Source organism: Streptomyces sp. NPDC006393, assembly GCF_040628575.1.
Taxonomy (GTDB): Bacteria; Actinomycetota; Actinomycetes; order Streptomycetales; family Streptomycetaceae; genus Streptomyces.
The window spans coordinates 43,291-67,358 of record NZ_JBEXZD010000027.1 but is presented as its reverse complement, the minus strand read 5'-3'; the positions used below and the strand labels follow the sequence as shown (position 1 = coordinate 67,358).

Here is a 24,068-nt window from a genome sequence, read left to right as displayed (position 1 = left end):
GGGAGGACTAAGCCTGTTTGAGGATCTCCTCGTACAGCCGCACCGTGCGCCGGGCGACCGCGTCCCAGCCGAACTCCGTCACCGCGCGCCGCCGCCCGGCCTCGCCCATCCGGCGCGCCGCCTCCGGATCGCCGAGCACCGCGTCGAGGGCGCGGGCCAGGCCCGCCTCGAAGTCGTCGTCGACGTCGACGAGTACCCCGGTCAGCCCGTCCTCGACCACCTCGGGAATCCCGCCGACCCGGGACGCCACGACGGGGGTGCCGCAGGCCATCGCCTCCAGGTTGACGATGCCGAGCGGCTCGTAGACCGAGGGGCACACGAAGACCGCGGCATGGGTGAGCAGCTGGATCACGTCCGGGCGCGGCAGCATCTGCGGGATCCAGTGCACGCCCGCGCGGACCCGGCTCAGCTCCTCGTACAGCTCGCGGAACTCCCGGTCGATCTCGGGCGTGTCGGGTGCGCCGGCGCACAGCACGACCTGGGCCGCCGGGTCGATGTCCCGCACCGCGCGCAGCAGATGGGGCACGCCCTTCTGGCGGGTGATGCGGCCGACGAACAGCACATAGGGGCGGTCGGGGTCGAGTCCGATCCGGGTGAGGGCGTCCGTGCCGTGGTCGGGGCGGTAGAGGGCGGTGTCGATGCCGTTGTGGATGACGTGGACCCGGGCCGGGTCGAGGGCCGGGTAGCAGCCGAGGATGTCCTCGCGCATCGCGCCGGAGACGGCGACCACGGCGTCGGCCGCCTCGATCGCGGTGCGCTCCGCCCAGCTGGACAGCGCGTAGCCGCCGCCGAGCTGCTCGGCCTTCCAGGGGCGCAGCGGCTCCAGGGAGTGCGCGGTGAGCACGTGCGGCACCCCGTAGAGGAGCTTGCCGAGATGGCCGGCGAGATTGGCGTACCAGGTGTGGGAGTGGACCAGCTCGCAGCCGTCCAGGCCGGCGGTCATGGCGAGGTCGACGGAGAAGGTGCGCAGGGCGTCGTTGGCGCCGTCCAGCGCCGACCAGGGGCGGTGGCGTACGACGCCGTCCGCCTTGTCCGCCGAGGACGCCTCGCCCCAGCAGTGCACCTCCAGGTCGACCAGGGGTCTCAGCTCCCGCGCCAGGAACTCCACATGGACGCCCGCACCGCCGTACACGTCCGGCGGGTACTCCCGGGTCAGCAGTCCCACTCGCACCCGCAACCCCCTGTCTCGGCGGCCCCGTCGTCTCGTCGTGGCCGGTCGCGTGCGCCGGCCGTTGTCCGCCGGTCGCTGATCGTCGGTCGCTCGCTTGTCGCCGCTTGCTCGTCGCCGCTTGCTCGTCGTCGGTTGCTCGTCGTCGGTCGCTTGTCGGTCGCTCGTCGTCGGTCGCTGATCGCCGGCCGTGTCCCGCCGGTCGCTTTCATGGTCACCCAGATGCGGCGCGCGCGGAAGAGCGCGGGGCTCGTGTGAAACAACAGTCACCGCAGACACCGCCGCCGGGGACCCGGTAGTACAGGCAGCAACTGCGCCGGCGGAAGCCCCTGTCGTCGGAGGTGCCCGTCCCGGCGAGCAGCGGGTGGGCGAGGAGCCGTGCGGCCAGGTCCCGGGCGTGGTCGCCGGCCCGCGGGCGGCCGTGCTCGGGCGCGAGGCGCGCCAGTTGGCGGGCGGCGCCGGCCAGCGCGGAGGCCGCGTTGCCCCGCGCCAGCCCCGGGGCGAGACGGTGGCGTACGCGCAGCGCCGCCGCCAGGGGTCGGAGGTGGCCGACCAGGACGGCGTCCGCGACGGTGTCCGCATCGGCGGGCAGCCCCCGCACCGTGGTGAGCCACAGATCGTCCGGGGCGCTGCCGGCGGGGTCCCAGCGGAGCAGGCGCGGGTCGAGGTCGGGGATGCGCCCGTACAGCACGGCGCAGCCGAGTACGGTCGACCACAACCGGGCCATGAGAGCCTGCTGGGCCACCGACGCGGCGACCCGCGGCTCGGGGGCGCGGATGCCGGCGGCCACCGTGCGGACGCGCACCGCGAGGGGGTGCTCGTCACTGCCGCAGGACGCGTCGCCGTAGGCCTGGGCCAGGGTGGGCAGCGGAACGCGCGGCGGCTCGCCCGTGCGCAGGACGAAGAAGCCGCCGAGGGAACGGAGGGCGGCGAGATCCGGGTCGAGGTCCACGAGGAGCAGTACTACCCAGGGCCCTTAGGGGGTTCCACCAGGGGGTGTCCACCCTGTGTCGCCCACCCAGGGGAGGACTGAGCACGATCCGTACTCCATCGGCAGTATGACCCATTGCGTGCTCAGGGACGACGACGCGCAAAGATCGGCACGGCAGGCTTGTGGACCATGGAAGCCGACCCTTCGCCGCGCCGGGCCCGCCGCCCCCGCGTCCCGCAGAGGAGCCGCTCATGAGCGCCCTCGCGCTGTCCGTGCTGCTGTCGCTCGTGTCCGCCGTCGCCTACGCCGGCGGCGCGATCGTGCAGGAGCGCGTCGCGGTGTCCGCCCCCGGCGAGCAGTACGCGCCGCTGCGCCGGCCCGCCTGGTGGGCGGCGGTCGCGCTGAACGGCCTGGGCGGGCTGCTGCACGTGGTGGCGCTGGCCTGCGGCCCGCTCAGCCTGGTCCAGCCGCTGGGCGCCCTGACCATCGTGTTCGCGCTGCCCATGGCCGCCCTCTTCGTCGGCCGCCGGGCGGGGGCAGCGGCGTGGCGGGGCGCGATCATGGCGACGGTGGGTCTGGCGGGTCTGCTGTCACTGGTGGGCGCGTCCGACTCGCAGTCGCTCGGCGCCGCGCAGCGCCTGGCCGTGGCCGTGGTCACCGGCGGGGCGGTGGTGGCGCTGACGGTCGCGGGCCGGGCCGCGCACCGGCACCCGGCGGTGCGCAGCGTGCTGCTCGCCACCGGCTCCGGCATCGCCTTCGGCATGTCCTCGGTGTTCACCAAGACGGTCGCGGTGGACTGGAGCGACGGCGTCTCGGCGGCGGATCTGCCGTCCCTGGCCGCGATAGGCGTCCTCGCCACGGCGGGCATGCTGCTGTCGCAGGCGTCGTACCGGGGCGGCGGCCTGGCCGCACCGCTGGCCACGCTGACGGTGGTGAACCCGGTGGTGGCGGCGGCGGTCGGCATCACGATGTTCGGTGAGACCTTCCGCTACGGCACCACCGGCACCGTGCTCGCCCTGGCGTGCGGCGTGGTGGCCACCGGCGGCCTGATCCTGCTGACCACCGAACGCCTCGAGCGCGCGGACGACTCGCTTCCGGCCGATGAGGCGGCGGTCGGAGGTCTGGCGCGGGGAGAACTGGCGCTGGGAGACGTGGCGGCGGAGGACTTGGCGCTGGGAGACCTGGCGGCGGGAGACCTGGCGCTGGAGGAGCAGGTCCCGGAGGAGGTGCAGGCGACCGGGACGCCGCGGAACGGGACGCTGCGGAACGGGACACGGACGCCCGAGGTTCCCCTTCCCGGCCAGGCCGACTCGGAGCCGGCGGACACCCTAGTCCCCGCCGCGCCGTCCCCCGGGGCGGCTGACGCCAGGGCGGCAGGCGCCAGAACGTCAGGCACCACGGCAGCGCGGGGCTCCAGGGCGGCGGGCGTCGCGACAGCGGACACCGGGGCGGCAGGCGCCGGGGCGGCGGCGGAGACCGGGCGCGCGCCGGACGACGGCGAGGCGCCGCTCTCCTCCGGCCCCGGCGCGTTCCACGGCGGCGCGTACTGCGCCGGCCCGCTCTGCGGTGTCCCCTTCTACGGCGGCACGTACGTCCGGTTCTACGGCGGGGCGTACGTCCGGACGCCCGTCCTGGACCGGCGCCGCGCCGACGCCGGTGCGGGTGCCCGCGTCCGGTCGTGACGCCCCGCGTCAGATCGTGACGCCGCCGGCCCGGAGATAGGCGACCGGGTCGATGTCCGTTCCGAAACCGGGCCCCGTCCGCACCTCGAAGTGCAGATGCGGGCCCGTCACGTTGCCCGTGGCGCCCGAGCGCCCTATGCGCTGCCCGGCGGTGACCGTCTGCCCGGACCGTACGGAGATCGCCGACAGATGCCCGTACTGCGTGTAGCGACCGTCGGCGTGCCGGATCACCACCTGGTAGCCGTAGGCCCCGCCCCACCCCGCCTCGACCACCCGGCCCGCTCCGGCCGCGTGCACGGACGTCCCGGTGGACACCTCGAAGTCGACGCCGGTGTGGTAGCCCTTCGACCAGTGGGGTCCCGCCACGCGGTACCCCGTGCCGAGGGGGCCCCGCACAGGGGCGACGAGGCTGTGCGAGGCGGTGTGGGGCCGCCCGGCCCTGCTCGTCTCGCTCCGCTCGCCTCGCCCGGCGGGCTTCGTCCCGGTCCGGCCGGACGGACGCGTGGCGGTGGGGCTCTCCCTGGCGGCCGGGTGGCCCGTACGGGCCGGCTGAGCCGTACGGCCGGTGCGCAGGGAAAGCCGCTGGCCCGGCAGGATCAGGTCCGGGTCGTCGCCGACCGTGGCGCGGTTGGCGGCGTACAGCTGGTGCCAGCCGCCCCGCACGTGACGTTCCTCGGCGATCCCGGAGAGGGTGTCGCCGCGGACCACCGTGTACATCTCGGCCCGTCCGGCACGGGACTGGGGGGTGGTCTGCGGCCGCACGTCACGGACCGAACTCCCGCCGCGCCCCGTGCCGTCGGAACCGTCGGTGCCCTTGGAGCCGCTGTGGCCGTTGGAGCCGTTGTGGCCCTTGGATCCGGTGCCGACCTTGGACCCGTTGGCTACCTTGGAGCCGGTGCCGACCTCGGAGCCGCCGGTGGCCGCGGTGCCCGTGCTGCCCCGGCTCTGCGCGGGCCGGGCCGCCGCGCCGTCCGGATGGACGCCGGGGTCGCCGCCGCCGCGGGTCAGACCGGCCCGCACCGAGCACACCGGCCAGGCGCCGGGGCCCTGGCCGTCGAGCACCTTCTCCGCGATCGCGATCTGCTGGTCCCGGGTTGCGAGGTCGGCGCGCGGCGCGTACCGCGTGCCGCCGTACGCCTCCCAGGTGGACCTGGTGAACTGGAGGCCGCCGTAGAAGCCGTTGCCGGTGTTGACGCCCCAGTCGCCGCTCGACTCGCAGGCGGCGACCTTGTTCCAGGTGGACGCGTCGGCCGCGTGCGCGGCGCCGGCGCCGATGAGCGGGAGGGCCATGCCGGCGCCGCCCGCCGTGACGGTGAGTGAGGCGCGGTTGATCCTGTTCGGCTGGTACCGGCGGTGCCGGCCGCGTGCGGCCATGACTGAAGCCCCCCTCGCCATGCGTCAGGAGGGGCAAAAGTAGACGCCGCGAACGAGCCATGACAAGACGGCTGTCGGCCGCTTTGGCGGCACAAGTGGCCGATACGGGGCTTCCGTTGGCCGGATCGGTTGTTTTCGCCGAACAGTACGGCCGTGTCCGCGCTGAGGCAACGGCCGGGTGCGGTACGTAAGGGAGGATGTCGTGGACGTGCCGTGCGGCGGGCCGGAGGACGTGCGGTGGCCGCGGGGGCACGCAAGGATGGTCGAAGGGGTTCCAGCCGATGATCCACCGGATTCCTTGAGGAGCAGGCGGTATGAGCACAACAGCCCAGATCGGCGTGACGGGGCTCGCGGTCATGGGCCGCAACCTCGCCCGAAACTTCGCGCGCAACGGCTACACGGTCGCGCTGCACAACCGGACGGTGGCGCGGACGCATGAACTGGTGGAGGAGTTCGGGCACGAGGGTGACTTCGTCGCGGCCGAGACCGCCAAGGAGTTCGTGGCGGCGCTGGAGCGGCCCCGCCGCCTGGTGATCATGGTGAAGGCGGGCGCACCGACGGACGCGGTGATCCAGGAGTTCGCCCCGCTGCTGGAGCCCGGCGACATGATCATCGACGGTGGCAACGCGCACTTCGCGGACACCCGGCGCCGCGAGCGCGAGCTGCGCGAGCAGGGCATCCACTTCGTCGGCACAGGCATCTCCGGCGGTGAGGAGGGCGCGCTGCACGGGCCGAGCATCATGCCGGGCGGCTCGACGGAGTCGTACGGATCGCTGGGCCCGATGCTGGAGAAGATCTCCGCGAAGGCGAAGGACGGCGCGCCGTGCGTCACGCACATCGGCCCGGACGGTGCCGGTCACTTCGTGAAGATGGTGCACAACGGCATCGAGTACGCCGACATGCAGCTGATCGGCGAGGCGTACCAGCTGCTGCGCGAGGTGGCCGGGTACTCCCCCGCCCAGATCGCGGAGATCTTCCGCACCTGGAACACGGGGCGGCTGGACTCGTATCTGATCGAGATCACCGCCGAGGTGCTGTCCCACGTGGACGCGGCGACGGGAAAGCCGTTCGTGGACGTGGTGACGGACCAGGCCGAGCAGAAGGGCACGGGCCGCTGGACGGTGCAGATCGCCCTCGACCTGGGCGTGCCGGTGTCGGGCATCGCCGAGGCCGTCTTCGCGCGCTCCCTGTCCGGGCACGCGGCGCTGCGGGAGGCCTCGCGCTCCCTGGCCGGCCCGAAGGCCTCCCCGCTGTCCGAGGCGGAGGCGGCGGCCTTCGCCGACCGGGTGGAGCAGGCGCTGTACGCCTCGAAGATCGTCTCGTACACGCAGGGCTTCCACGAGATCGCGGCGGGCAGCGAGGAGTACGGCTGGGACATCGACCTCGGAGCCGTCTCCGCCATCTGGCGCGGCGGCTGCATCATCCGCGCCGCCTTCCTGGACCGCATCCGCGCCGCGTACGACGCCCGCCCCGACCTGCCGAGCCTCCTGTCCGACGACACCTTCGCCCAGGAGATCGCGGCGGCCCAGGACGACTGGCGCGAGGTGCTGGTCGCGGCGACGCGGCAGGGCGTGCCGGCGCCCGGCTTCTCGGCGGCGCTCGCCTACTACGACGCCCTGCGCGCCGAGCGTCTGCCGGCCGCCCTCACCCAGGGCCAGCGCGACTTCTTCGGCGCGCACACCTACCGGCGCGTGGACCGGGACGGCTCCTTCCACACGCTGTGGGGCGGTGACCGCTCGGAGGTGAGCGCGTAGGAGCGGGCTCACACGGAGGAGGACGGTGGACGGCCCGAGGCCGCCCACCGTCGGCGCGCAGGGGACGCGCCCTGATCCCCTGATCTCCTGCCCCCTTGATCTCCTGCCCCCTTGATCCCCTGATCTCCTTGATCCCCTGATCTCCTGATCCCCTGCTTTCAGGTGAGGGGCGGCCCCGGCTCGGGACTCGGCACGGGCTCCGGGCCCGGTGGAATCGGGGACGGGGAGGGCTCGGGCGGCGGCCCGGGCTGCGGCGGTGTGGGCACGGGACCTGGAGGTGGCGGCCCGGGTGCCGGGGGCGGGGTCGGCCCGGGGCCCGGCGGCGGTCCCGGAACCGGGGGCGGTTCGGGGGCGGGGTGCGGCTCCGGGACCGGATGCGGCTCGGGAGCCGGTTGCGGCTCGGGTTGCTGGGGGTCCGGGCCCGGCGTGGGTGGCGGCGAAACGGGGTCGGGGTAGGGGTTCGTCATGGCGTCCGTCCTCCAGCCAGTCGTTCGACATCGGCTCTGGACTACTCCCCCGCCTACCCGACGCCCGCCCGGCCAGTCACCCGAGGGCAGGAAGCCCGAGGACCCGGCTGGGCTCAAAGGCCGCGGCCGCGGGCGGCGTGCCGCTCGCACGGTCGCGACCGCCTCGGGGCGCCCGACGGTCACCGATTTCTCGGCTGTCACTGGGTTCTCGACCGTCACCGGGCTCCCGGCAGTCACCGGGTCTCGACCGTCACCGGGCCGCCGACCACCACCGGGCCGCCGACCACCACCGGGTTCTCGACCGCCATGGGGCTCCCGACCGTCACCGGGTCTCGGCCGGCTGTGCGGTCCCGGTTCCGGTCGTCCTTGCGGCTGCCGCGAGTCCAGGCCGGGGGCTGGAGAGGGTCGGGACGGGTGTGGTGGTCAGGCGCTGGGCCGGGGCGATGGAGGCCTGGGCGAGGACGATCACGTCGGCGTCGGCGGGGCCGATCGCGTCGACGGCGCTCGCCACCTCACGGACGTACCCCTCGGTGTCGCCGGCCTCGAAGCGCGCCCAGGCGCTGTCGACGAGGAGGCGGCGGACGCTGACGGGCCGCCCGGCGCGGCGCGCCTCGTCCTCGATGAGCGCGACGGTCGGCGCGAGGGTGCTCTCCACCGTGGCGACGACGACCACGCGCGGACCGGTGGCCACCGCCGCGGCGGCCATGGGCCGGTCCACCCGCAGCACCGGCACCTCCATTCCCGCGCCGAGCGCCTCCGCGACGCCGCCGATGGTCGAGCAGGTGCACAGCACCACGCGGGCGCCCTCGGCGACGGCACGGTCCAACGCGGCACGCACCTCGTCCGCCACCGCGTCCGGGCCCTCCCGGCGGGCCCGGCTCAGCAGTTCCTCGTCGACGAAGTGCCGTAGCCGAAGGTGCGGATGGTGTGCGTCGCGCAGCGCGTCGAAGACCGGGACGTGCACCGGCGAGGTGTGCAGCAGAGCGACCTCCGCCGGGGCGCCCATGGTGTTCACCACCGCCCCGGATGTGCCGCGAGCCAGGCCTGTGCGGCCTCCGGCAGTGCGGGGTCGGGGGTCGGCCACCGGTTCCTCCTGGACGTGTCGTTCGGCGGCGGTCAGGCCGGTACGGCCTGCGGGCTGCGCTGCTGGTCCGTGCCCGGTACGGGGGCGGACGGGTCGGCTCCCAGCTCCACGATCCGGTTGCCGGCGTCCACGTGCACGACCCGCGGCTTCAGCGCCCGCGCCTCGGCGTCGGTCACCTGAGCGTAACTGATGATGATCACGAGGTCACCGGGGTGCACGAGGTGCGCCGCCGCACCGTTGATACCGACGACCCCCGATCCCCGCTCGCCCTCGATGACGTACGTCTCCAGCCGGGATCCATTGGTGATGTCGACGATGTGCACGAGCTCGCCGGGCAGCAGATCGGCGGCGTCGAGCAGATCCGCGTCGATGGTCACCGATCCCACGTAGTGCAGGTCGGCCTGGGTGACGGTGGCACGGTGGATCTTGGACTTGAACATGGTGCGCAGCATGTTGGACTCCTGGAGGACGGCTCCCTGCCTGCTTTGTACAGGTCAAGGGCGGTCTCGACTGTACACCGGGACATGCCGGTCAAGGATTGTGAGGAACATCGCTCCGCTCGGGCGAGACGGCTTCACGCCTGGGCTTTCGCGCCGCACCGGCGCCTGTTCAGGCAATCCTCCGGGAAAGCCCGGCGACTCATGCTGACCGGATGCTGACTTATCTGATGAGCCGTCAAAGGCGTGGGAGACCAGTCTGCGCTCGGACGACGTGCGTCCACGCACCGACCTGTCGGGCACCGACATCGCTCGGGTTCGTGGAACACGGTTCCCTTTTGGTCATCGGCCGGTCAGGCTCGACCGCCCTGGAAGCAGGCTCCCTGCCTGCCGCCCGCCCGGGCCCTCGGCAGCGTGGGGAGGCGAGGCGGGGCCAGGTCGCCGACTTCGGCCCGCGGGCCGAAGTCGAGGTCACGCGCCCCTGCGCACTTGCGTGCGCCCCGCCCCTCTCTTCCGTACGGTCCAGCCGGTGGCGAACCGCCCTCGCACACCGTGAAGGAGAGTCGTTGAAGCCGACCGAGGAAGTGCTCCAGGACCTGACCCGGCCCTCGAATGTTTCCGTCCACTCCGACGACGCGCTCGTCGGGAAGGTGAAGGCCGCCATCGCGGCGGACGATGAGAAGCGGAAGGAGAATGAGGACGAGCCGCTCCGCCGGAAGCCCGCCCTCGTCCCGATCCCGCAGCCGAAGCTGCCCCGGCAGTTCGAAGCGACCTTCTGGGACGGGCTCCACACCCTCGCCCGGGCCACTGCCCTGTCGTGGCGTGGTGCGGGGCGGGGGCTGGCGGAGCACTGGGGAGCACTGGGGAGCACTCAAGTACACCCAGGCCCTGGCCGGCGATCGTGACTCCTTCCTCAATGGCAGCCACAGCGACTCCGCCACCTCTGCCGAGCAACTGGCCTCCGCCTCGGCCCACGCCGAAGCGGTCCACATCGGCGCGTGGAACGAGACCCCCAGCCTGCTGTTCAGCACCCAGCTCCCGACGGACGGCGGCACGATCACCGTCCACGCCCTCCAGGCACCGGGCAGTGGTGGTCGGCTGTCCCCGGCAGAGGGCCGGGAAGCGAACCGGAACGCCCCGCCGTTCCAGGCGAACGTGATGCCGGACATCCACCCGCCAGCCGAGGGCCTGGTGGCGCCGGAGCCCGTACGGGGCTGCCACGTACAGCCGAAGGACTACGCCTGGTTCCAGGAGTCCCTGGCCCACACCACCGCGGCAGGCCTCATGGCCTTCACCGGCTCCGGCCACGCCACCGCCCGCCACCTGACCGACCGGCAGGGCCGCAAACGCTTCACCGGCCTCGAACTCGCGGCCAGCATGAGCATCCAGGACGCCGTCCACACCCTCTTCGGCAACGAGTACGTCGGCACCGACCACGTCTTCCGCCTCAACGGCCCCCGCGTCGAGGCGTTCTCCGGCGTGGTCAAGGAAGTTTTCCGACTTCTCGCCAGAGGCGACATCGAGGAGTACCGCGCCCTCGTCCACGCGAGCCGCCACGTCCGCCCCCGCCTCACCTTCGACAAGAACTGGGGCGGCCCCGTCTCCGTCCACGCCGACGGCTCGGTCTTCGTCCTGCGACTGCTGCCGGGGCAGAACGAGAAACCCCGCGCATACCCGTCTCGCTGACGCGCCTCTGAGACGGCAGGTCCGTCCGGACGGCCCCTGGGCGGACGGCCAAACCACCTGACGGCCAGGAGCGTGGGCCTCGACTCGCAGTGACGGTGTAGGTGCGGGCGATGCAGCGCATGCCCGCGCTTACCCGCGCCGAAGGAAGGCAGAGTCAGCCACGGCAGTGACCGAGCGGCGTACGAGCGGGCAGTGGCTGGCTAGTCCACGTTGTACGCCGTATGGCCTGGAGAGTGGTCCAGCTGCTGCACTACCACGGCCGGACGATATCGCTTCTGCTGGCGGGGCGCGGAATGCGTTGGCGGGTCCTTCCCAGCACACGGCGCCAGCAGGACCGGGCGGCGATCACCGGTGACACCCTGCTGGGCACCAGCCAGGTCCTGTTCACCTGATCTGTTCTGCTCAGCGCCTTCTTGCGGCTCGCCGGCCCGAGTGGGCCACTCGTACGCCGACTCGACGTACAACGCCCCCGGGGATGCCGGGTTGGACTGGATGTCTGTCGCCTTCATCAGCGACATCCCCTACGGCCCGCTCGATCGCGCCCGCGGGTCAGCGCGGGTTACCCGCGGTGGCGCAAGGGTGGTGCCGAGTGCACCGGTCAGCGCAAACCCGGGTGCAGCGTGTCGTACCCAAGGACGATCCGGATCGCGACAGTGGAGCACCCCCGATCGACTGACAAGGACAATGAGATGCCGGAGTCGACGACCGCTCGGCGACGAGCGCGCGGAGCTGCCGCCGTAGGTGTAGGTGCAGTCGCCACAGTCATGATCCGACGCAGCGCCCGGAGGCGCGACGAGTCGTTTGGTCGTCACGCGACACTCACCAGCGCGAACGGGAACGCCCGCGTAGCCGCGACCACGACTGCGCCGCACGTCGAGCAGCACACGAAGAGCCGGTGGTCGGTCTTCCTCGCCTACGGACTCCTGGCGGCCGCGACCCAGGCCCTCTTCGTGAACTACGCGCCCGTGACGCAGGACGCTGCGCGGCACTTCCGCGTTTCCATCGGCGCGATCGGCTTGCTGTCCCAGGTCTTCCCGCTGATCTACGTCCTCCTTGCCATCCCTGCCGGCATCGCGCTGGACCGGTTTCTCCGTCCATCCCTCGTGGTCGGCGCGATACTCACTGCGTCAGGGGCGTTCCTGAGGCTGGTTGCCGACGACTTCACCTGGGCGTTCATCGGACAGGTCGTCGCCGCAGTGGGACAACCCTTCATCCTGAACGCCATCCCGGGTCTTGCCGTGGGCTACCTCGCCGAAAAGCACCGCGCCACCGGAATCGCCGCCGCATCCTCCGCCACGTTCGCCGGCATGGTCCTCGGCTACCTGCTCGGCGCTTTCCTGCCGGGTGAGAGCCACATCCGTACCCTCACCCTCATCACCGCCCTGATCGCCATGGACGCCGGGCTGTGTCTCGTCGGGGCACTTCGCCTCCCACCGCGGACGAGCCGCGAGTCCGCATCCGTGACCAGCGGACTCCGGGCCTTTCGCGCGGCACTCGGCAATCGCCACGTACGCCGTCTGTGCGCGGTCGTCGCCATCCCGATGGGCACGTTCATCGCTCTCGCGACGTTCGTGCAACCGCTGTTGGCACCGGCGGGAGTCTCGGAAGCCACCGCCGGCCTCATCCTCGCTCTGACCATGATCGCCGGTGTGGTCGGCTGCGCAGTCGTGCCCATCTGGGCGGACCGGCACGGCCGCGAGGTCCAGGTCATGGGCCTCGCGATCGTTTTCACGGCCGGGGCCTGCCTCCATCTCGCCCTGGTGCCGAGCACGCCCATGGCCTTCCTCACGCTCCTCGGCACAGGCTTCGTGCTGCTCCCGGCTCTTCCCATCGTGCTCTCCCTGAGCGAGCGGCACGCACCGGAGGCCGAGAGTACGGCGGCCGGGCTCATCTGGATGGCGGGCAATCTGGGAGGAGTACTGCTGGCGACGGCGGTCGGACTCTTCGTCGCCCGCCCCGAGATCGCCTTCGGGGTCCTGTCCGCCGCTACCCTGCTCGCTCTTCCGGCACTTCACTGGTTCAGGAAGCTCGAGCACCCCGAAGCCATGACGTGAGTTCAGCTCGGTCTGCTCGCCACGCCCCGTGACGTGAGCTCAGCGCGATCCGTTCGCCACGATGTCGGGCGCGATGTCCAGCACAAGGAGCGCCGCCGCCACGTGGGTCGGGTTGTCCTCCACCTTGACGGTCGAGAGCTCGTTGGCGCGCGAGACCCGCCGCTCGACGGTGTTTCGGTGCGCGTAGAGGTTGGCGGCAGCCCGGGTGGTGTTGAAGCCGCACTGCACGTAGGTGAGCAGTGCCTGACGCAGTGCTGTGTCGGCTTCGGCCAGCGGCCCGAGAGTGTTGAGGACGAACCGACGTGCGCCGGCACGGTCCTTCGTGAGCGCGTCGATCAACTCGACGTCGGCGTAGGCGGTGAACCGCCGGTCGGACCCGAGGCGGGTGATCAGCGCTTGCGCCGCGAGAGCCTCCTGGTGGCTGGACCTGAACCCTTCGAGTCCACGTCCAGGCCTTCCCACCGCCGCGCGCACCTTGTCGGCCATGGCCAGGACCTTCTCCACATGATGAAGGTCCGGGACACCCGGCCCAGAGAGCCAGATCCACCGGGAAGTCGCACTGGCACGCGCCACCAGGGCGCTTCGGCCTGCGGCAGTGGAACGCGCGGCCGGGATCGCCTCGTCCAGAGCATCGACGTGCTCAGGATCGTCGACCCACAACACGAGAGCCACGTGCCACCGTGCAAGCCGGTACCGCAGGCGCCCCTCGGCGAGGTCCTCCGCCATCGGCGCCCCGCTGGCGATCAGCTGGATCAGTGCGATCGCATCGGCACCCGCATTGCCCATCGCGGCGGCGAGGCCGGCCTCGCGCAGGGCAGCGACCGAATCGAGCGCGTACTGCACCAGCGACTTCCCCGACACGTCCAGGACCCCCACGAGCAGGTCGGGGTCGGCGCAGTGCGCCACACATTCCTCCAGCCACCGCCGCCAGCCGATCCCCAGTGCCACACGCCAGGCACCGGCGAAGTCGGGTGCGATGCCGCGGGAGACGAGATCGTTGATGTACGCCGTGGTCCTCGGGCCGATGTAGGGCTCCACCCGCCGCCCCGGCTGCTGGATGTTCGCGGTCAGCCACTGGACTATGTCGGAGCGGTTGAGTTCCCGGTCCTCCTCGACCAGGGAGGCGTCGGCGAGGAGGGCAGGATCGTTCTGGGCCACGAGAGAGGGCCTTGCAAAGGCGTCGATCAGGGCGTCCGTCTGCGTCAGCAGGCGTTGGCAGAGTGACCTCATCGCATCAGCGACCTCGCGGGAGGGCGGGGGCCACAGATCTTCCATTTCTCAAGTCTCCCTCTGATCCTTTGGAGCCGGCGCTCCCGACGTGCCGTGTCACGGACAGAGGAAGGGCCGGCCGGCGGCACGGCCGCCGGCGAGGTCGGGTGTCATGCCGCCGGCCGACGGCAGCGAAAGGCGTCGGGCCGCTACGACCGTGCGGCAGCGGCGGCATCCGGCTCCGCGTGGGGTCTCCAGCAGCGTGGTGTTTAGTATGAGTAAACGGCGGAAGGTCTATCACGCCGTCGGGGGTGCAGCAAGGGGTTCAGCGACGCCTTCGCCGCTTCTCCCGAAGGCCCCATGACGTCGACGTCAGGACGGGCGGTGAGCACACCATGTCCATCGATGACAGCGGAAGAGCAGGCGGAGCAGCCAAGGGCTCCCCTGCCCTCGAAGCGTCCACGGGCGCGCAACTGAGGGAGATCAGGCTCAGCCGCGGGTTGTCATTGACGGAGGTCGCACATCAGGCAGACGTCACCAAGGGCTTCCTGAGTCAGCTGGAGCGTGGTCTCACCAACGTGTCCGTCGCGACGCTGCTGCGAGTCTGCGATGTGCTGAAGATCGGGGTCGGCGAGCTGTTCGCCTACCCTGATGAGCAGGTCGTGGAGGGCGGGAGCCGGATCGACATGGGCGGTGAAGGAGTCACCGAGTACCTGCTCACGCCCGCCAGCGCCACGGCGTTCCAGGTCTTCCGTTCGGTGATCGAACCAGGCGGGGGAACGGGTGGCCCCTATCGGCTCGACACCACCACGATCTTCGCGTTGGGACTGAGCGGCTCGACCCGGCTGATCGTCGGGGGTGAGACCCGGATGCTGTCAGCCGGTGTGTCCACCTCGTTCTCCGGTCGGACGCTGCATCAGTTCGACAATCCGGGCACGACCATCAGCGAGGTCCTGTGGGTCCTGTCGCCTCCGCTCCTTCGTGTCGCCCGCGAACCTTCCTAGAGCCGCCCGCATCGAGTCGCTCGTAGACAGCCGGACGGCACGTCCTCAGCACGAGCGCCTGCACCAAGCCGGCTACGGCCGAGAGGGCGACGAACCCGCCGATCACCCAAGCGCCCTCGGTGGTTCCGACGAGGAGCGGGAAGTTGGCGACCACCAGGTAGACCACGCAGGTCAGGCCGAGGAAGGCCAGGGCCGGGGCCACGACCGTGCGCCACACCGACCACTGCCCGTCCTGCTCATCGACTTGCCGGAAAAAGCCGATCACCGCGAGGCTGGTGGCCGCCATGAGCAGGACGATGCCGAGGGTGGCGGCGCCGGAGAACCAGGCGTAGACGTTCGCGATCGGGTCCAGGCCGAGCGCGACGACGACGAGCGTGGTGACGCACGCGACCGCCGAGACGACGCCCGACGACGCAGACGGCGCCCGGTGCCGGGAATGAACGACGCTCAGCCGCGCCGGAAGGGCACCGGCCCGGGACAGCGCGAACTGGTAGCGCGTCACAACGTTGTGAAAGGCAAGCGCGCACGCGAACTGGCTGGTGATCATGAGCATTTGCATCACGTCGAACCAGACGGGTCCGACGTAGCTCCGCGCCAGCGCCATGACCACGCCCTCGGGGTCGGCCTTCGCGGCGCCGGTCACCGCGTCGACGCCGACACCCACCACGACCGCCCACACGGTGAACGAGTAGAAGATCCCGACGACCAGGATCGCGACGTACGTCGCTCGCGGAACGGTGACGTCAGGGTCCTTGGCCTCGTCCCGGAACACGGCCGTCGCCTCGAAACCGATGAACCCGAAGAAGGCGAACATCATGCCGAGGCCCGGGGAGCCTTCCCCCAGGATCGAAGGCAACAGGGGCTTGGCCGTCAGGCCATGGGCGCCACCGTGGCCCACGATGCGGAGGTCCATGACCAGGAGCAGGAGGGATTCCAGCACCAGCACCACACCGAGCACCCTGGCGCTCAGTTCGATGTCCCGATAGCCGAGGAAAGCGATGATCCCCAGCGAGACGAACGCCCACAACCACCACGGGGAGCTGATGCCGGCGTACCGCTCGACGACATTGCTCGTCGCGACGCCGACGTAGGCGTTCACTCCGACGAGGATCAGCGTGTAGGAGAAGAGCGCCAGGGTCGCCGCCGAGAGACCGGGTATCCGGCCCAGGCCGGCCTGGACGTAGGCGTAGAAGGCACCCGCGTTGCGCACCCGTCCCGCCATCAGCGTGAAGCCGACCGCGAAGATCAGCAGCATCACGGTGGTCAGCGCGAAGAACAGGGGCATTCCCGGGCTGCCGCTCACGGCGAAGGCGACCGGCACCCCACCGGCCACCAGCCCGAGCGGCGCCGCCGCGGCGACGACCATGAACACGATCTGCGGTACGCCGAGCCCGCGGTGCAGCGGGTTGCCCGGGCCTGCTTCCCTGCCGGGTGCTTCGAAGTGCCCTGTCTCGGAGAGGTCGGCCATGGCGACCACCTTTCAGCTCACGGGCCGGTGCCGGCTCGTCGTGGTGGGGTGATGGGAAGGTGCGGGGGTACGGCCACACGGGGCGAACCGGCGCGACTGCCCCGCGGCAGGGCGACGCGGTCCGGGTTCTGCTTCTCCGGCCAGGTAAGCGGCGTCCATCCGGTGATCGACCCGGAGAGAGCCTGCCGATGAGGTGGCCGCAGGCGACGGCTACCGGAGAGAGCCGCGACCTTCTGGGACGGAGCCCGGTCGCGTCCCGGAGCGAGGCACGCACTGCCGCAGGTGTTTAGTACTGGTAAACGCCGCAAACGACTATCACGCCGGTGAAGTCACCGCAAGGGATGCGGCGAGGTCGGCCATGTCAGACAGATCCGCGGGTTCCCGGCTTCTTCGAGAGCCGCCGAGACCTCGGCCGAGGTCGTACCGGGCTGCCGCCAACGCCTGAGGGCGGTGCTGCCGGACCGGCTTGTGCATCGTGCACCGAGCCCCGGGCCCAGCCGGTGCACGCTGTCGTTCCGCCCGTGGCCGCGGCTGGCGACAGTGAGATCACCACCCCGGGAACAGCGAGGAAACACCATGACAACTGAGGTGCTTGACGCCGTCGAGGAGTTCGACGTCATCATCATCGGAGCGGGGATCTCCGGAATCGGTGCGGCCAGCTACTTCCGCCGGGAGCTCCCCGGCAAGTCCCTGCTCGTGCTCGAGGGCCGCGACAACATCGGGGGCACGTGGGATCTCTTCCGCTACCCGGGCATCCGCTCGGACTCGGACCTCCACACGTTCGGCTACGAGTTCAAGCCGTGGCGTCATGAAGCCGCGATCGCCGACGCGCCGCTGATCCGGGACTACCTCCGGGAGACGGTCGAGGAGAACCACCTGGAGCCCCTCATCAGGCTGCGCCACCGGGTCGTCGGGGCCGAATGGTCCTCGCACGAGGCGCGGTGGACCCTCACCGTCGAGGCAGCCGACCCCGCCGGCGGCACCGTGACCAAGACGATCCGTGCCGGATGGGTGTTCGCCGCCACCGGCTACTACCGGTACGACGAGGGGTTCTCCCCCCAGTTCCCGGGGCGCGACGACTTCGAAGGCACGATCGTCCATCCGCAGCACTGGCCCGAGACGCTCGACTACAGCGGCATGAAGGTCGTCGTCATCGGCAGCGGCGCGACGGCGATCACGCTGGTGCCGGCCATGGCCACCGGGCCCGGCGCCGCCCGGCACGTGACGATGCTGCAGCGGACCCCGACGTACGTCCTGGCGATGCCTCGCGTCGACAAGGTAGCCCTGGCGCTCACGAAGGTGCTCGGGGAGGAGCGCGGGTACGCCGTGACGCGGTTCAAGAACATCTGGCTCGACCGCGCCGTCGTCAAGGGACTGCGGACGTTCCCGAAGGCCGGGCGCCGGTTGATCCGGCGCGAGAACATCAAGCGGCTGCCGAAGGGGTTCGACGTCGACAAGCACTTCAATCCGCCGTACGACCCGTGGGACCAGCGGCTGTGTCTGGCGCCGGACGGCGACTTCTTCGACGCGATCAAGCAGGGCTCCGCGACCGTCGTCACCGACACGATCGCGCGGTTCAGCAAACGCGGAATCGTGCTGAGCTCGGGCGAGGAGCTGGAAGCGGACGTCATCGTCACCGCGACGGGGCTGAACCTGCAGCTCTTCGGCGGCATGCCCATCGTGGTCGACGGGCGTCAGGTCGACATCGCGGACGCGCTCTGTTACCGCGGAATGCTGCTGAGCGGGATTCCGAACTGGGCGATGGCGATCGGCTACACCACCTCGTCCTGGACGCTCAAGGTGAGCCTGATGTGCCGTTACTTCATCGACTTGGTCCGGCACATGGACGACCGCGGATACGACACGGTCGTTCCGGTCGCACCGGCGGGGACGGAGCGCAGGCCCGTCATGGACCTCCAGGCCGGCTACGCCAAGCGCGGCGAGAAGCGCATGCCCAAGCAGGGCCCCGAAAAGCCCTGGCGGATGGCGATGTCCTACCCCGAGGACGCCAAGGCCCTGCGCGGCCCGGTGGCCGACGAGCACCTCGAGTTCGGCTCCCGTCGGGCGCCCGCGACGCAGTCGCTCGGTGGGAGGCGAGCCACCCATGTCTGAGACGAGCGGCGCGGAGAGCACCGACCGGTACGCGGCCCTGCCTTCCGGGATGAGGATCTGCTTCCGGGACGTCGGCGACAAGGCCGACCCCACCATCCTCCTCATCGCCGGTATGGGCGAGGACCTCACCTTCTGGACCGACGCGTTTTTCGGCTCGCTCGTCGCCCGCGGTTTCCGGGTCGTCGCGATCGACAACCGTGACGTCGGCCAGTCGACGTTCGTCGCCGCACCCCCTCCGGCGCTGTGGCGTCAGCTCGCCGGGCGCCCGCGCAGCGACGCGTACGCGCTCGCCGACATGGCCGAGGACGCCGTGGGCGTACTCGACTGCCTCGGGATCTCGCGAGCGCACGTGGTGGGGCGGTCGATGGGCGGGATGATCGCGCAGACGATCGCGGCCACGGCCCCCGAGCGCGTTCTGTCGCTGACCTCCATCTACTCGACCACCGGGTCGAAGAAAGTGGGCCAGCCCGCGCTGTCGACGATCCGGCTCCTCGCCGCCCCGCCGGCGAGGACCAGAACCGCGGCGGTGCGGGCCCACCTGCGGCTCACCCGGCACATCGCGGGGACGGGATACCCCATCGACGACGCGGCCGAGGCGGCCATCGCGGCCCGCGGCTGGGACCGCAGCGCCGGTGACCCGGCGGCCGGCGTGGCGCGCCAGGTCCAGGCGATCCAGCGCTCCGGAGACCGGACGGCCCAGTTGAGCGCCATCACGGCACCGACGCTGGTCATCAACGGCGACCGGGACCTGCTGGTCCACCCGAGCGGCGGCGCAGCGACGGTGAGGGCGATCCGCTCGGCCCAGCACGTGGTCATTCCCGGCATGGGCCACCACATCCCCGAGGCCCTCGTCGGGCCCGTCACCCAGTACATCTCCCAGCACGCGGACCGCGTGGGCGAAGGAGGAAACCATGTCCGGATCTCGTAAGCCCGGCTCCGCGGACACCTCGGTCGACGTCGTGGTCGTCGGTGCCGGCTTCGCCGGCCTGAGCGCTGCCGAGCGACTGGCGAGTATGGGGCAGTCCGTCCTGGTCGTGGAAGGCCGCGACCGGGTCGGAGGCCGCTCCCTGTCCGGCGAGGTGGCAGGCGTGAAGGTCGACCTCGGAGCGACGTGGGTGGCACGGCGCCACACTGCCATCCGGGACCTTGCCGGCCGGGTGGGGTGTACCACGACCGGCCAGTTCGACCAGGGCCGCAACGTGCTCTGGATGGCAGGCCGGCGCCGCACCTACAGCGGCACCATCCCCAAGATCTCCCCCGCGGCCCTGGTGGACATGGCCCGCATGCAGCTGGCCGTGAACAAGCTCGTCTCGACCATCGACGTGGACGCCGCGTGGGAGTCGCCCGAGGCGAGCCGGCTCGACGCCATCTCGTTCGGCGAGTGGCTCGACCGGAAGAACGCGCTGCCCAGCACCCGCGCGCTGATGACCGTCATCAGCAAGGTGCAGTGGGGCTGCACCCCGGGAGATGTTTCCCTGCTGCACGCATTGCGCTACATCCGTGCGGCGGGCGGAATCGATCACATGCTGGACGTCGAAGGCGGCCAGCAGCAGGACCGGTTCGTCGAGACCACCCAGGAGATCGCCAAGCGGGTGGCGGAGCGCCTCGGCGACCGCGTGCGTCTGGCGACTCCGGTGCGCCGTGTCGTGCAGGACGACCACGGCGTCACCGTCCACACCGATTCCGGCGAGATCCGCGCCGGGTACGCGATCGTCACGGCCGCGCCGGCGCACCGCGCCGCCATCGAGTTCTCGCCCGCTCTGCCCGAGCAGGCCGAAGGCCTCACGCGCACCTGGCGCATGGGCGTGCTGAGCAAGGCCTTCGTGGCGTACGACGTGCCGTTCTGGCGGGCCGGCGGACTCTCCGGTGAGGCAGTGACCGACACCGGAACCGTGTTCATCACCTTCGACGTGTCACCCGCCCCCCGCGGACCGGGCGTGCTGATGGCCTTCTGCGATCCGCGCGTCTTCGACGGCTTCAGCCCCGAGACCCGACGCGAGCGGGTCATCCAGCAGCTCGTCGACCTCTACGGTCCGCAGGCCCGCAACCCCATCGACTACGTGGACCACTGCTGGGGATCGGAGCCGTTCGCCCCGGGTGGCCCCAACCCTGCCGTCGCTCCCTATGCGACCACGAGCTACGGCAAGGCGCTGACCGAGCCCCACGGGCGCATCCACTGGGCCGGTACCGAAACCGCCGGCGAATGGGCCGGCACCATCAACGGCGCGGTTCTGACGGGCCAGCGTGCCGCCGAGCGCGTCGCCGCCCTCCTGTCCCGCGACGTGCGAGAGGGGGCGCTGCGATGAAGGAAGCGCTGTTCCTGCTGGCCGACCTGTGGATGATCTTCGCCGGCTACTTCTACGGCTGGAGGTTCATCCGCCGGTACGGCAACTACCTCCTCGGTCTCGAGTGGATGGTCGTCGCGACGTCGGGCAGCAACTTCCTGCTCTGGTCGCTGCTCGGAGCCGACAGCGGCAGCGTCCTGTACGACGTGGCGTACTTCTTCGACGCGTTCTCCAGGTCGGTCGGCATCACGCTCATCCTGATCATGGGCTTGATGAAGGTCACCCATCGCTACAAGCCGAGCCTCGGCGTCGATGTCGGCGTGTTCGCCGTCGCGACCGCGGCCGGCCTGTTCCTGCGGCACTTCCACGGCGCGGATCTCCACGCCGACCGCGCCGCGTTCTCGGTCGCCGTGTTCTACGTCGTCGTCAATCTCCTCACGGCGGTCTTCCTCGGGTACTTCGTCAAGCGGCTCTGGGACGCGGGCGCAAGGTGGCAGGCGATCTGGACGGGGCTGGTCACGGCCGCCGGGACCACCATCGCGATCACCTACGACTTCTTCCCCCTGTCCTTCGACGACGCGAACCGCACCATCTTCTACACCGCCGCGCTCGCGACGTGGGGCACCCAGGGATTCGTCTACTTCCGTGCCTACCGCGCGCTGCACGACCACAACGCGGCCTTGGACGCGAACCCGGCCCGCGCGACCGAAACCCTCGCATGAACCCCGAGAACGAACAAGGAGTCAGCATGGCGAACAGGCACGCGTACGCGGTGGTGGACCCCGCCAGCGGCAAGCTGGTCAAGGAGTACCCCACCGCGACGGACGAGGCCGTCGAGGGGGCGGTCGACGCGGCAGCCAAGGCCTACGCGCAGTGGTCGAGGCAGACCTCCGTGGAACAGCGCGCCCAGCTGCTGAACGCCGTCGCCGCCCTCCACGACGAGCGCAGCGCGCAGCTCGCCGAGATCATCCACCGGGAGATGGGCAAGCCGGTGGACGAGGCCGTCGCGGAGGTCGAGTTCAGCGCCTCGATCTACCGGTACTACGCCGAGAACGCGGAGAAGTTCCTCACCGACGAACCGATCGAGCTCCTCGAGGGAGAGGGCACCGCTTTCGTCCGTCGCCAGCCGATCGGCGTGCTGCTGGGGATCATGCCCTGGAACTACCCGTACTACCAGGTGGCCCGTTTTGCCGCGCCCAACCTCGCGCTGGGCAACACCATCGTGCTCAAGCACGCGTCGCAGTGCCCGGAGTCGTCCGAGGCACTCCAGCAGCTGTTCACGGACGCGGGCTTCCCCCAGGGCTGTTACGTCAACGTCCACGCCACCGGCGAGCAGATCGCTCGCGCCATCGCGGACCCCAGGGTGCAGGGCGTCTCCTTCACCGGTTCGGAGCGGGCCGGCGCGGAGGTTGCCGAGAAGGCCGGGCGCAGCCTCAAGAAGGTGGTGCTCGAACTGGGCGGCTCCGACCCCTTCATCGTGCTGTCGACCCACGACCTCGACGCCACGGTCCAGGCGGCGGTCGAGGCGCGGTTCGAGAACGCCGGGCAGGCGTGCAACGCCGGGAAGCGCTTCATCGTCGCCGAGGACGTCTACGACGCCTTCGTCGACAAGTTCACCGAGAAGGTGCTCGCCCTGACCGACGGGCTGGCGCCGCTCTCCTCGGTCGCCGCCGCCGAGTACGTCGAGGACCAGGTCGAGCGAGCCGTCGCTGACGGGGCGACCTTCGTCTCCGCTCGACAGCGCGAAGGGGCGTACTTCCCGCCCGGCGTTCTGACGGGCGTCTCGCCGACCTCGCCGTCGGCCGCCGAGGAGCTCTTCGGCCCCGTCGCGACCGTCTACCGCGTCGGATCCGAGGACGAGGCCGTCGAGCTGGCGAACGGGACCCCGTACGGGCTGGGCTCCTACGTGTTCACGACGGACGCCGAGCAGGCGCTGCGCGTCGCCGACAGGATCGACGCCGGCATGGTCTTCGTCAACGGCGTCGGCCTCGAAGGCGCGGAACTTCCTTTCGGTGGGGTCAAGCGGTCCGGTTTCGGCCGCGAACTGGGCCGGGGCGGGATCGACGAGTTCGCCAACAAGAAGCTCATCCGCACCGCCCGGACCTGATCGCCGCACCGCACAGAAGGAAACCTGCCATGACCATCGAATTCGACGCCGCTGTCTTCAGGACGCCGAACGAACCGTTGACCATTGAAAAAGTGACTCTCCCCTCGACGCCTCCGCCCGGCGAGGTGCTCGTGCAGCTCAAAGCGAGCGGGGTGTGCCACAGCGACCTTCACGTGCTCGCGGGCGAATGGGAAGTTCCTGCGCCGATGATCCTCGGCCATGAAGGGTCCGGGATCGTCGAGAGCGTCGGCGAAGGTGTCACGACGCTGAAGAAGGGCGATCACGTCGTGCTGTCCTGGACGCCCTCATGTCGCCGCTGCCAGTACTGCATCAGTGGCCGGCCGGTCCTGTGTGACATGGTCAGCCGGCACTCGGCGAACCACCTGTCGTTCGACGGCCGGACCCGGGTCACGTCCGCGGAGCAGGGCGACGTGTACAGCTTCGCGGGCCTCGGAACGTTCGGCCAGTACACCCTCGTGCCCGAATCGGCCGCGATCGCCATCCGGGACGACGCCCCGTTCCCGCAGTCGGCTCTGGTCGGATGCGCCGTCACGACCGGCGTCGGCGCGGCCGTCAACACCGCCAAGGTGCGTCCGAGCGACACCGTGCTGGTCCTCGGTTGCGGCGGCGTCGGCCTGAACGCGATCCAGGGCGCCCGGCTCGCCGGCGCGCGGAAGATCATCGCCGCGGACATCTCCGACGAGAAGCTCGAGCAGGCACGCGTCTTCGGTGCGACCGACCTGATCAACAACGCCCGCGAGGACTTCGCCGACAGGGTGCGCCAGCTCACCGACAGACGCGGTGTGGAGATCGCCATCGAGGCCATCGGGCTGCCGCGCACCATCGAATCGGCCTACGAGGTCCTGGCACGAGGCGGCACGGCGGTGGTCGCCGGGCAGGTGGCGGACGGCGTGAGGATCTCCATCGACCCCTTCGTCATGTCCGATCAGGAGCTTTCGCTGATCGGCTCGAACTACGGCTCCAGCAAGCCGGATTCTGACTTCCCCATGCTGATCGACCACTACATGAACCACCGCATCGATCTCGACTCCCTCGTGACGCGTGTGATCGATCTGAAGGACATCAACGAGGCGTTCGACCAGATGAAGCGCGGCATCGGCATCCGCTCGGTGATCACGTACTGAAAGGCAGGGGGCAATCCCATGGCCCTGGCATCATCACGCTCGGCCTTCGAGCGAGCCCGCCGCAGCATCGGCGGGGGTGTGGGGTCGGGCCTTCGCGCCGC

At 70.9% G+C, this 24,068-nt stretch carries 18 protein-coding genes and 1 pseudogene; 12 read left to right on the top strand and 7 right to left on the bottom strand.

The genetic code is table 11. The features are described 5' to 3' along the window. Positions 1-7 precede the first annotated feature (7 nt). Both glgA and ABZ484_RS14525 read right to left on the bottom strand, forming a co-directional pair. Positions 8-1,171 (bottom strand): glycogen synthase, encoded by a 1,164-nt coding sequence (glgA, locus tag ABZ484_RS14530; protein WP_358866213.1) that lies wholly within the window; start codon positions 1,169-1,171, stop codon positions 8-10. A 211-nt stretch (positions 1,172-1,382) separates the two neighbouring features. Next, positions 1,383-2,120 carry a (2Fe-2S)-binding protein gene (locus tag ABZ484_RS14525; protein WP_358866212.1) on the bottom strand — a complete coding sequence of 246 codons (738 nt, stop codon included), beginning with the start codon at positions 2,118-2,120 and terminating at the stop codon, positions 1,383-1,385. Positions 2,121-2,350: 230 nt separating this feature from the next. On the opposite strand from ABZ484_RS14525, the gene ABZ484_RS14520 reads away from it, so the two are divergent. After that, positions 2,351-3,781, top strand: a complete 1,431-nt coding sequence (locus ABZ484_RS14520; RefSeq protein ID WP_358866211.1) for a DMT family transporter — start codon at positions 2,351-2,353, stop codon at positions 3,779-3,781. Between the two features lie 9 nt (positions 3,782-3,790). On the opposite strand, the gene ABZ484_RS14515 is transcribed toward ABZ484_RS14520, so the two are convergent. Next, positions 3,791-5,155 (bottom strand): transglycosylase family protein, encoded by a 1,365-nt coding sequence (locus ABZ484_RS14515; RefSeq protein ID WP_358866210.1) that lies wholly within the window; start codon positions 5,153-5,155, stop codon positions 3,791-3,793. A 314-nt stretch (positions 5,156-5,469) separates the two neighbouring features. Between ABZ484_RS14515 and gndA the strand changes: the two genes are divergently transcribed. Continuing rightward, positions 5,470-6,909 (top strand): NADP-dependent phosphogluconate dehydrogenase, encoded by a 1,440-nt coding sequence (gene gndA, locus ABZ484_RS14510; RefSeq protein WP_358866209.1) that lies wholly within the window; start codon positions 5,470-5,472, stop codon positions 6,907-6,909. Positions 6,910-7,698: 789 nt separating this feature from the next. Here the strand turns inward: gndA and ABZ484_RS14505 are convergent. Continuing rightward, complete coding sequence (locus ABZ484_RS14505; RefSeq protein ID WP_358866208.1) at positions 7,699-8,382, bottom strand: aspartate/glutamate racemase family protein; 684 nt, start codon at positions 8,380-8,382, stop codon at positions 7,699-7,701. A 110-nt stretch (positions 8,383-8,492) separates the two neighbouring features. Beyond that, positions 8,493-8,912 carry an aspartate 1-decarboxylase gene (panD, locus tag ABZ484_RS14500; protein ID WP_358866207.1) on the bottom strand — a complete coding sequence of 140 codons (420 nt, stop codon included), beginning with the start codon at positions 8,910-8,912 and terminating at the stop codon, positions 8,493-8,495. Between the two features lie 807 nt (positions 8,913-9,719). On the opposite strand from panD, the gene ABZ484_RS14495 reads away from it, so the two are divergent. From ABZ484_RS14495 to ABZ484_RS14485, 3 genes and pseudogenes are all read left to right on the top strand, one after another. Next, on the top strand, positions 9,720-10,583 hold the full coding sequence (locus ABZ484_RS14495; protein ID WP_358866206.1) for a hypothetical protein: 864 nt from the start codon (positions 9,720-9,722) through the stop codon (positions 10,581-10,583). 320 nt (positions 10,584-10,903) lie between these two features. Then, positions 10,904-11,099 (top strand): annotated as a pseudogene (locus tag ABZ484_RS14490) (metallophosphoesterase); the annotation flags it as partial. Between the two features lie 248 nt (positions 11,100-11,347). Next, positions 11,348-12,637: an MFS transporter gene (locus ABZ484_RS14485; RefSeq protein ID WP_358866205.1), complete on the top strand. Its 1,290-nt coding sequence runs from the start codon at positions 11,348-11,350 to the stop codon at positions 12,635-12,637. Between the two features lie 39 nt (positions 12,638-12,676). Here ABZ484_RS14485 and ABZ484_RS14480 read toward each other — a convergent pair whose 3' ends face one another. Next, positions 12,677-13,912, bottom strand: coding sequence for a helix-turn-helix domain-containing protein (locus tag ABZ484_RS14480; protein WP_358866204.1), 1,236 nt, complete (start codon positions 13,910-13,912; stop codon positions 12,677-12,679). Between the two features lie 329 nt (positions 13,913-14,241). Here ABZ484_RS14480 and ABZ484_RS14475 point away from each other — a divergent pair, with 329 nt between their 5' ends. Further along, positions 14,242-14,850, top strand: a complete 609-nt coding sequence (locus ABZ484_RS14475) for an XRE family transcriptional regulator (RefSeq protein WP_358866203.1) — start codon at positions 14,242-14,244, stop codon at positions 14,848-14,850. On the opposite strand, the gene ABZ484_RS14470 is transcribed toward ABZ484_RS14475, so the two are convergent. Beyond that, complete coding sequence (locus tag ABZ484_RS14470; RefSeq protein ID WP_358866202.1) at positions 14,789-16,318, bottom strand: APC family permease; 1,530 nt, start codon at positions 16,316-16,318, stop codon at positions 14,789-14,791. The two genes, ABZ484_RS14475 and ABZ484_RS14470, sit on opposite strands and share 62 nt — an antisense overlap. 576 nt (positions 16,319-16,894) lie before the next feature. Between ABZ484_RS14470 and ABZ484_RS14465 the strand changes: the two genes are divergently transcribed. From ABZ484_RS14465 to ABZ484_RS14440, 6 genes are read left to right on the top strand one after another with little or no spacing between them, the layout of a single operon-like run. Then, the gene (locus ABZ484_RS14465; RefSeq protein WP_358866201.1) at positions 16,895-18,430 is read left to right on the top strand and encodes an NAD(P)/FAD-dependent oxidoreductase; all 1,536 of its coding nucleotides are present in this window, start codon (positions 16,895-16,897) and stop codon (positions 18,428-18,430) included. Beyond that, positions 18,423-19,358 (top strand): alpha/beta hydrolase, encoded by a 936-nt coding sequence (locus tag ABZ484_RS14460; RefSeq protein WP_358866200.1) that lies wholly within the window; start codon positions 18,423-18,425, stop codon positions 19,356-19,358. The genes ABZ484_RS14465 and ABZ484_RS14460 overlap by 8 nt, the downstream gene beginning before the upstream one ends. Then, a complete protein-coding gene (locus ABZ484_RS14455; protein ID WP_358866199.1) occupies positions 19,342-20,736 on the top strand; it encodes a flavin monoamine oxidase family protein in 1,395 nt (464 codons plus the stop codon). The genes ABZ484_RS14460 and ABZ484_RS14455 overlap by 17 nt, the downstream gene beginning before the upstream one ends. Continuing rightward, positions 20,733-21,437, top strand: a complete 705-nt coding sequence (locus tag ABZ484_RS14450) for a transporter (RefSeq protein WP_358866198.1) — start codon at positions 20,733-20,735, stop codon at positions 21,435-21,437. The genes ABZ484_RS14455 and ABZ484_RS14450 overlap by 4 nt, the downstream gene beginning before the upstream one ends. A 26-nt stretch (positions 21,438-21,463) precedes the next feature. Beyond that, positions 21,464-22,822 (top strand): NAD-dependent succinate-semialdehyde dehydrogenase, encoded by a 1,359-nt coding sequence (locus ABZ484_RS14445; protein ID WP_358866197.1) that lies wholly within the window; start codon positions 21,464-21,466, stop codon positions 22,820-22,822. Positions 22,823-22,851: 29 nt separating this feature from the next. Then, positions 22,852-23,967 (top strand): Zn-dependent alcohol dehydrogenase, encoded by a 1,116-nt coding sequence (locus ABZ484_RS14440; protein ID WP_358866196.1) that lies wholly within the window; start codon positions 22,852-22,854, stop codon positions 23,965-23,967. The last annotated feature ends 101 nt before the right edge of the window (positions 23,968-24,068 follow it).